Origin of the sequence: Acuticoccus sediminis (assembly GCF_003258595.1) — a bacterium.
GTDB classification, from domain to species: domain Bacteria; phylum Pseudomonadota; class Alphaproteobacteria; order Rhizobiales; family Amorphaceae; genus Acuticoccus; species Acuticoccus sediminis.
In genome coordinates this window covers 179,673-186,110 of the sequence record NZ_QHHQ01000010.1, presented here as the reverse complement: position 1 = coordinate 186,110, position 6,438 = coordinate 179,673, and the positions used below count along the sequence as shown (strand labels likewise).

At 70.3% G+C, this 6,438-nt stretch carries 6 protein-coding genes; 4 read left to right on the top strand and 2 right to left on the bottom strand.

The features are described from left to right. From DLJ53_RS31025 to DLJ53_RS31010, 4 genes are all read left to right on the top strand, one after another. Positions 1-2,278: DNA translocase FtsK (locus DLJ53_RS31025; RefSeq protein WP_111352212.1), on the top strand; the 2,278-nt coding region annotated here is incomplete at its 5' end. Between the two features lie 57 nt (positions 2,279-2,335). After that, positions 2,336-3,070 carry an endonuclease/exonuclease/phosphatase family protein gene (locus DLJ53_RS31020; protein ID WP_111352196.1) on the top strand — a complete coding sequence of 245 codons (735 nt, stop codon included), beginning with the start codon at positions 2,336-2,338 and terminating at the stop codon, positions 3,068-3,070. Between the two features lie 160 nt (positions 3,071-3,230). Continuing rightward, positions 3,231-3,860 (top strand): LolA family protein, encoded by a 630-nt coding sequence (locus DLJ53_RS31015; RefSeq protein WP_111352195.1) that lies wholly within the window; start codon positions 3,231-3,233, stop codon positions 3,858-3,860. Then, positions 3,857-4,321: a universal stress protein gene (locus DLJ53_RS31010; protein WP_111352194.1), complete on the top strand. Its 465-nt coding sequence runs from the start codon at positions 3,857-3,859 to the stop codon at positions 4,319-4,321. The genes DLJ53_RS31015 and DLJ53_RS31010 overlap by 4 nt, the downstream gene beginning before the upstream one ends. 148 nt (positions 4,322-4,469) lie before the next feature. Here DLJ53_RS31010 and DLJ53_RS31005 read toward each other — a convergent pair whose 3' ends face one another. Both DLJ53_RS31005 and DLJ53_RS31000 read right to left on the bottom strand, forming a co-directional pair. After that, entirely contained in the window at positions 4,470-5,711 is a 1,242-nt protein-coding gene (locus tag DLJ53_RS31005) for an aminotransferase class I/II-fold pyridoxal phosphate-dependent enzyme (RefSeq protein ID WP_244935197.1), read from the bottom strand. Then, positions 5,708-6,310: a LysE family translocator gene (locus DLJ53_RS31000; protein ID WP_111352192.1), complete on the bottom strand. Its 603-nt coding sequence runs from the start codon at positions 6,308-6,310 to the stop codon at positions 5,708-5,710. Before DLJ53_RS31000 ends, DLJ53_RS31005 begins: the two co-directional genes overlap by 4 nt. Between the last annotated feature and the right edge of the window lie 128 nt (positions 6,311-6,438).

Below are 6,438 nucleotides of genomic sequence, written 5' to 3'. Positions count from 1 at the left end.
CGTCGCCGGGGCCGCGGTGGGAGCCGCCGCCGCTGCCGCCGGGGCGATGAACGGGGCCGCCGCGGGCGCGATGATGGGCGCCGCCGCCGGCGTCGCCTTCAACCGGCCGCTGCGCGGGCCCGCCGCGCGCCTGCAGCAGCTCCAGCCCGCGCCCGGCACCGAGGCCCGCTACGAGGCGTCCGCCCGCGAGAGCGTCGGCCTGCAGGAGAAGATCGTCGACGATTCCGAGCCCTGGGACGAGGAGGCGATGGCCGCCGTCGAGCGCCGCGGCGCGCCCCATCAGGGGCTGGAGCCGATCGAGGAGGCCGAGCTCGCCGACGACTACGAGGACCTCGCCGGCGTCGACGGCATGGCCGAGGACGAGCGCTACGACGAGGAGCGCTACGAGGACGAGCCCGGGTACGAGGACGAGGCCGCCTACGAAGACGAGCGTCACGACGCCTCCCCGGAAGCCGCGCGCTACGAGGACGAGTACGCCGACGACGAGGACGGGGTGGACTACGCCGACGAGGAGGAGTTCGACGAGCCCGTCCGCCAGGCCTCCGCCGCCCGCGACACCCGCCAGACCGAGGCCTACGCGGACGACGGGGACGACTACGACGACGAGGACGACTACGACGCGCCTGTGCAGCAGGGCTTCGCGCGGGCGCCGACCGCCGTGGTCGACAACAGCCGCGTGACGCCGGCCGCCGAGCCGATGAAGCCCGGCCGCCGCGTCGTGAAGGAGGCGCAGCCGAGCTTCCTCAACAGCGGCGACTACGAGTTCCCGCCGCTCGCCCTCCTGACCTCGCCACCCGCCGACCGGCAGGACCGCGAGCTGAGCGAGGACGCGCTCGAGGCCAATGCCCGCGTCCTGGAAGGCGTGCTGGCCGACTTCGGCGTGAAGGGCGTCATCATCAACGTGCGCCCCGGCCCCGTCGTCACCCTCTACGAGCTGGAGCCGGCGCCGGGCATCAAGTCGTCACGCGTCATCGGCCTCGCCGACGACATCGCCCGCTCGATGAGCGCGGTGTCGGCCCGCGTCGCGGTGATCCCGGGCAAGAACGCCATCGGCATCGAGCTGCCGAACACGCGGCGCGTGACGGTGTTCCTCAGGGAGCTCTTGGCCTCCGAGGACTTCGAGCGCACCAAGCAGAAGCTGCCGATGTGCCTCGGCAAGACGATCGGCGGCGAGGCCGTCATCGCCGACCTCGCCCGCATGCCGCACCTGCTGGTCGCCGGTACGACGGGCTCGGGCAAGTCGGTCTCGATCAACACGATGATCCTGTCGCTCCTCTACCATCACCGGCCTGAGCACTGCCGGATCATCCTCATCGACCCGAAGATGCTGGAGCTCTCGGTCTACGACGGCATCCCGCACCTGCTGACCCCGGTGGTGACGGACCCGAAGAAGGCGGTGTCGGCGCTGCGCTGGGCGGTGCGGGAGATGGAAGACCGCTACCGCAAGATGGCCAAGCTGGGCGTGCGCAACATCGACGGCTACAACGCGCGCCTCAAGGAGAGCCAGCGTCAGGGCGAGCCGCTGTCGCGTCTGGTGCAGACCGGCTTCGACAGGCACACCGGCGAGGCGATCTTCGAGGAGGAGGTGCTCGACCTCGACCCGATGCCCTTCATCGTCGTCATCGTCGACGAGATGGCCGACCTCATGCTGGTCGCGGGCAAGGAGATCGAAGGGGCGATCCAGCGCCTCGCGCAGATGGCGCGTGCGGCCGGCATCCACCTCATCATGGCCACGCAGCGCCCGTCGGTGGACGTCATCACGGGCACCATCAAGGCGAACTTCCCGACCCGTATCTCGTTCGCGGTGACGTCGAAGATCGACAGCCGCACCATCCTCGGCGAGATGGGCGCCGAGCAGCTCCTCGGCATGGGCGACATGCTCTACATGGCGAGCGGCGGGCGCATCCAGCGCGTCCACGGCCCGTTCGTGTCGGACGAGGAGGTCGAGGACGTCGTGGCGCACCTGCGGTCGCAGGGCGCGCCGGAGTACCTCCACTCGGTGCTGGAGGAGGACGACGAGGACGAGGAGGAGGGCGGCGGCAGCGGCTCGACCGGTCTCGACGCGATGTCCGAGTCCGAGGACCTCTACGACCGCGCCGTCGCGCTGGTCCTGCGCGACCGCAAGGCCTCCACGAGCTACATCCAGCGCCGCCTGTCGATCGGCTACAACCGCGCCGCGACCCTGATCGAGCGGATGGAGAAGGAGGGCGTCGTCAGCCCCGCCAACAACGCGGGCAAGCGCGACATCCTGGTCCCGGCGGAGGGCGAGGCGGCCTGACGGCCCGCCTCGCGGCACCATCCGCCTCCGCCCTCGAGTCGAAGCGCCGGGCGCGACATGATGCGCCTCGTCACCTGGAACACGCGGGGCTTCGCCGCCCCGGAGGTCGTGCGCTCGCTCCACGCCGACGTCGCGATCCTCACCGAGACGCCGGAGCGCACCGTCGCTGCATTCGCGCCGAACGCACTGTGGCGCGGCGGTCCGACCGCGTCCCCCCGACGCAAGCCGACCGGGGTCGCGGTGGTCGGCTTCGGCGGCTGGTCGGTCGAGCCGTTGCCGGCCGTCACGGATCACCCGGTCTTCCTTCCCTTCCGCGCTGTGCGGGGCGACGAGGCGCTGCAGGTCGTCGGCTGCTGCGTGCGCAAGGGGCACACCGGCTCCGTCGCGAGAACGAGAACAGGTATTGCCGCGATCGATGACCTTGCGCCGTCGCTGGACCGGGAGCGCTGCATCTGGGCCGGCGACTTCAACATGCACGGGGTCGGCGGGGGACTCGCGAGGTCAAGGCCGTTCTTCGCGCACATTCGGGCGCTTGGCCTTCGAAGTGTGTGGCATGCGGAGCGGCGGGAGGAGCTTGGCCGGGAAAGTCGGCGGACCTTCCGGAACCACTATGGCGAGTTCACGATTGACTACGTCCTGACCCCACCCGGGGTCACCTGGACAAGCGTGGACATCGGCCAATTCGCCGCGTATGAGAAGCATTCAGATCATGTTCCCATCACGGTCACGTTGAGCCCGTCCGGCGCGGATCGGTCGCAGCCGCCGGCTCCGGTAGACCGTTTTCCAGGTTGACGCTCCCTTATTGCGACGTCGTCTATGCTGTCGGCAATGGTGACAGTTCGTTAAGGCTGTGACGTGATGGTTGCCGAGGGTCGGTCCGGTGTGCTCATTCACCGGCCTGACAGGCGAACCCTCGCAAACAGGGGTCGGCTCTCTTTCTCGGAGGACAGCGATGAAACCATTCGTTCGCAACGTACTTCTCGCCGCCGCCCTGGCCACCGCGCCGCTCGCGGCGAACGCACAGGCTGCCACCGACGAGGCGCTTACCGAAATCAACCAGTACTTCAACGGCATCCAGACCATGCGGGGCGAGTTCGTCCAGTTCGGGCCGGATGGCTCCCGGACCCAGGGACGCTTCGCGATCTCCCGCCCCGGCAAGGTCCGCTTCTTCTACGACCGCCCGTCATCGCTCGACATCATCGCCGACGGCACGTCCGTCGCCGTGCGTGACCGGCGCCGCAACACGCAGGACATCTGGCCTCTCTCGAAGACCCCGCTGCGCTTCCTGCTCGACAACACGATCGACCTCACCGCGGACGCGAAGGTGACGGACGTGAAGGTCGCGCCGGACCTCATCTCGGTGCGCATCGAGGAGGACACCGCGTTCGGCGAGGGCGCCCTGACGCTGCTCTTCGACTCCGAGACCAAGGAGCTGAAGCAGTGGAACGTGGTCGACGGCAAGGGGCAGGAGACGAGCGTGTCGATCTACAACGTCTCGACCGGCGTCGACGTCGATCCCGATCTCTTCGAGATCGACTACCAGCCGGTGATTGGTGACAAGCGTCGGTCCGGCGGTCGATGACCACCCGGAAGTTCCTCGTCATCGTCGATGACACGCCCGAATGCGAGCTGGCGATCATCTACGCCTGCAAGCGGGCGGCGAAGACGAACGCGTCCGTGGTCGCCCTGTGTGTGGCGGCCACCTCGGAGTTCCAGCACTGGCTGGGCGTCGAGAACCTGATGCGTGAGGAAGCCGAGCAGGAGGGCGAGGAGATGCTCGACCGCGTGCTCGCCAAGATGGCGCCGAAGCTGCCGCTTCAGCCGGAGCGCAAGGTCGTGATCGGCAACCGCATCGAGGGGATCCGCCAGGCGATCGCCGAGGACCCGTCGATCATGGTGCTCGTCCTCGGTGCGGCGCAGGGTTCGGAAGGGCCTGGGCCGCTGGTGAGTGCCATCGCTGGCGGGCAGGCCGGCGCCTACCCGGTGCCGATCACCATCGTCCCGGGCGGCCTCACGGAAGACGAGATCGACGCCATCGTCTGACCGGTCCCGCCGCCGGTCCTCGCCGTCCCGCGCGACGGCAGGCCCCTCGCCACCATGACATCGTTCCGCCGGTCGGGCGGCGGCGAGCCGCCCCCTCCGGTCGGTCCGCGTGCCCGGCCGGGAAGGCACACGGGCCGGGCGCCGCGGATCAGCCGAGCGCGGCCTGCGTCTCCGCCATCTTCGGCGCGAGCACGGCGGCCATGCGGGCGAGCCCCTCGCGGCACTCCGCATAGGGCGCCACGAGGGCGATGCGGATGCGCCCGACGCCGGGGTTGTCCGCCCCCTTGCCGGCCGCCAGCAGGCTTCCCGGAATGACCTTCACGCCCGCCTCGCGCCACAGCGTCTCGGTGACGGCGAGGTCGTCGTCGACCTTCAGCCACAGGCAGAAGCCGCCCGCAGGGGTGACCGGCCCGAACAGCGGGCCGAGGATCTCCTCGGCGGCGGCGAACTTCTCGTCGTAGAGGCGGCGGTTTTCGGCGACGTGGGTCTCGTCGTCGTAGGCGGCCGCCGCGGCCTCCTGCAGCGGCAGGGGCACCTGCGGGGCGATCTGGTTGCGCAGGTCCTTCATCGCGCCGATCACCTCGGTGTCGCCGGCGACGATGCCGACGCGCATGCCGGCGAGGTTGGACCGCTTCGAGAGGGAGTTCAGCATGATGAGGCGCTTCAGCACCTCCGGACGCTCGCGCGCCACCTCCAGCGCGCCCACCGGCGGGCCGGACGCCTCGCGGTAGATCTCCGAGTAGCACTCGTCCGCGAAGACGAAGAAGTCGTGCCGCTCCGCCCGGTCGAACAGGGCGTGCCAGTCGGCCCTGCTGGCGACGGAGCCGAGCGGGTTCGAGGGCGAGCCGAAGTAGTAGGCGATCGCGCGGTCGAGCGTCTCGGCCGGGATGGCGTCGAAGTCGGGCAGCGGCGAGGGGCCGTCCGGCGTGCGCACAGGCACGCCCTCCGCGCCGATGACGTGCGCGGCGCTCACGTAGGCCTGATAGTAGGGGTTGGCGTAGAGCACCGCCGGGTTCGACTTGCCGAGCCAGTCCCGCGCCGTCACCACCGAGAGGACGAGCCCTTCACGGCTCCCCGACAGCGGCAGGAGGGCGCCGGCCTCCCGGAACCAGCCGCCGAGCCTGTAGCGCCGGTCCAGCCAGTCGTGGGCGGCACGCTGGAAGCTGGCGTTGCCGGCGATGGGCGGATAGGGGCGGAACTGGTCCGCCGTCTCGGCGATCACCCGGGCGATGAATTCGGGCGGGGCGTGCTTGGGCGCACCGATCGAGAAGTCGATCGGCGGGGCGCCGGGCGGGATGTCGGCGAGGATGCGGCGGAGGCGGTCGAACGGCGATTGCGGGGCGGTCATCGCAGCGTGATGCGCTGTTTCTTCGGCCGCATCAAGCGTCATCGATCGAGCACCATCCACACCGCCGACGCGGCGAGCAGGAGCCCCATCGTGACGTTGAAGACGCGCAGCCGCATCCCGTGTCCGAGGATGCGCTGGAGAGCCGCGCCGGCCGCCGCCCAGCCGCTCGCCGAGGTGCTGCCGGAGACGACGAAGACGAGGGCGGTCGCCGCCGCCTCCCGCGTCGGCGCGAGGCCGGACGCGAACGTCGCCGCGACGCCGATCGACATCACCCACGCCTTCGGGTTCACCCACTGGAAGGCCGAGACGGTGAGGAAGCCGAGCGGGCGGGCGGCGTCCCTGGCGATGCCGACGCGCTGCGTGGCGATGCGAAGGGCGAGGTAGAGCATCACCACCAGCCCGACCCAGACGACGACGTCGCGCACGGCGGGCTGCGTGCGGAACACCTCGCCGAGCCCCAGCGTCACGATGAACAGCATGATGGGAAAGCCGATCACGACGCCCAGGACGTGCGGGATCGTGCGCCAGAAGCCGAAGGTGGCGCCGGAGGAGGCGAGCATGAAGTTGTTCGGACCCGGCGACCACGAGGTGGCGAGCGCGAACGTGATCAGGGCGAGGAGCGAGTCGGTGGAGAACGGCATGTCGGAGACTGTGACCGCGGAGCCGGCGTTGCGGGAACTGACGAAGGTAGCCCCCGACGTTAGCCGCTACCGCCCGTCCGGCCTAGAGCGCCCCGTCCGGGGCGGGACCGTTCCGGATCGCGAGACCT

What these genes read in the sequence shown, in the direction of transcription:
- DLJ53_RS31020 (WP_111352196.1), top strand. Translation starts at nt 2,336, where the DNA reads ATGATGCGCCTCGTCACCTGGAACACGCGGGGCTTCGCCGCCCCGGAG.
- DLJ53_RS31015 (WP_111352195.1), top strand. Translation starts at nt 3,231, where the DNA reads ATGAAACCATTCGTTCGCAACGTACTTCTCGCCGCCGCCCTGGCCACC.
- DLJ53_RS31010 (WP_111352194.1), top strand. Translation starts at nt 3,857, where the DNA reads ATGACCACCCGGAAGTTCCTCGTCATCGTCGATGACACGCCCGAATGC.
- DLJ53_RS31005 (WP_244935197.1), bottom strand. Translation starts at nt 5,711, where the DNA reads ATGACGCTTGATGCGGCCGAAGAAACAGCGCATCACGCTGCGATGACC.
- DLJ53_RS31000 (WP_111352192.1), bottom strand. Translation starts at nt 6,310, where the DNA reads ATGCCGTTCTCCACCGACTCGCTCCTCGCCCTGATCACGTTCGCGCTC.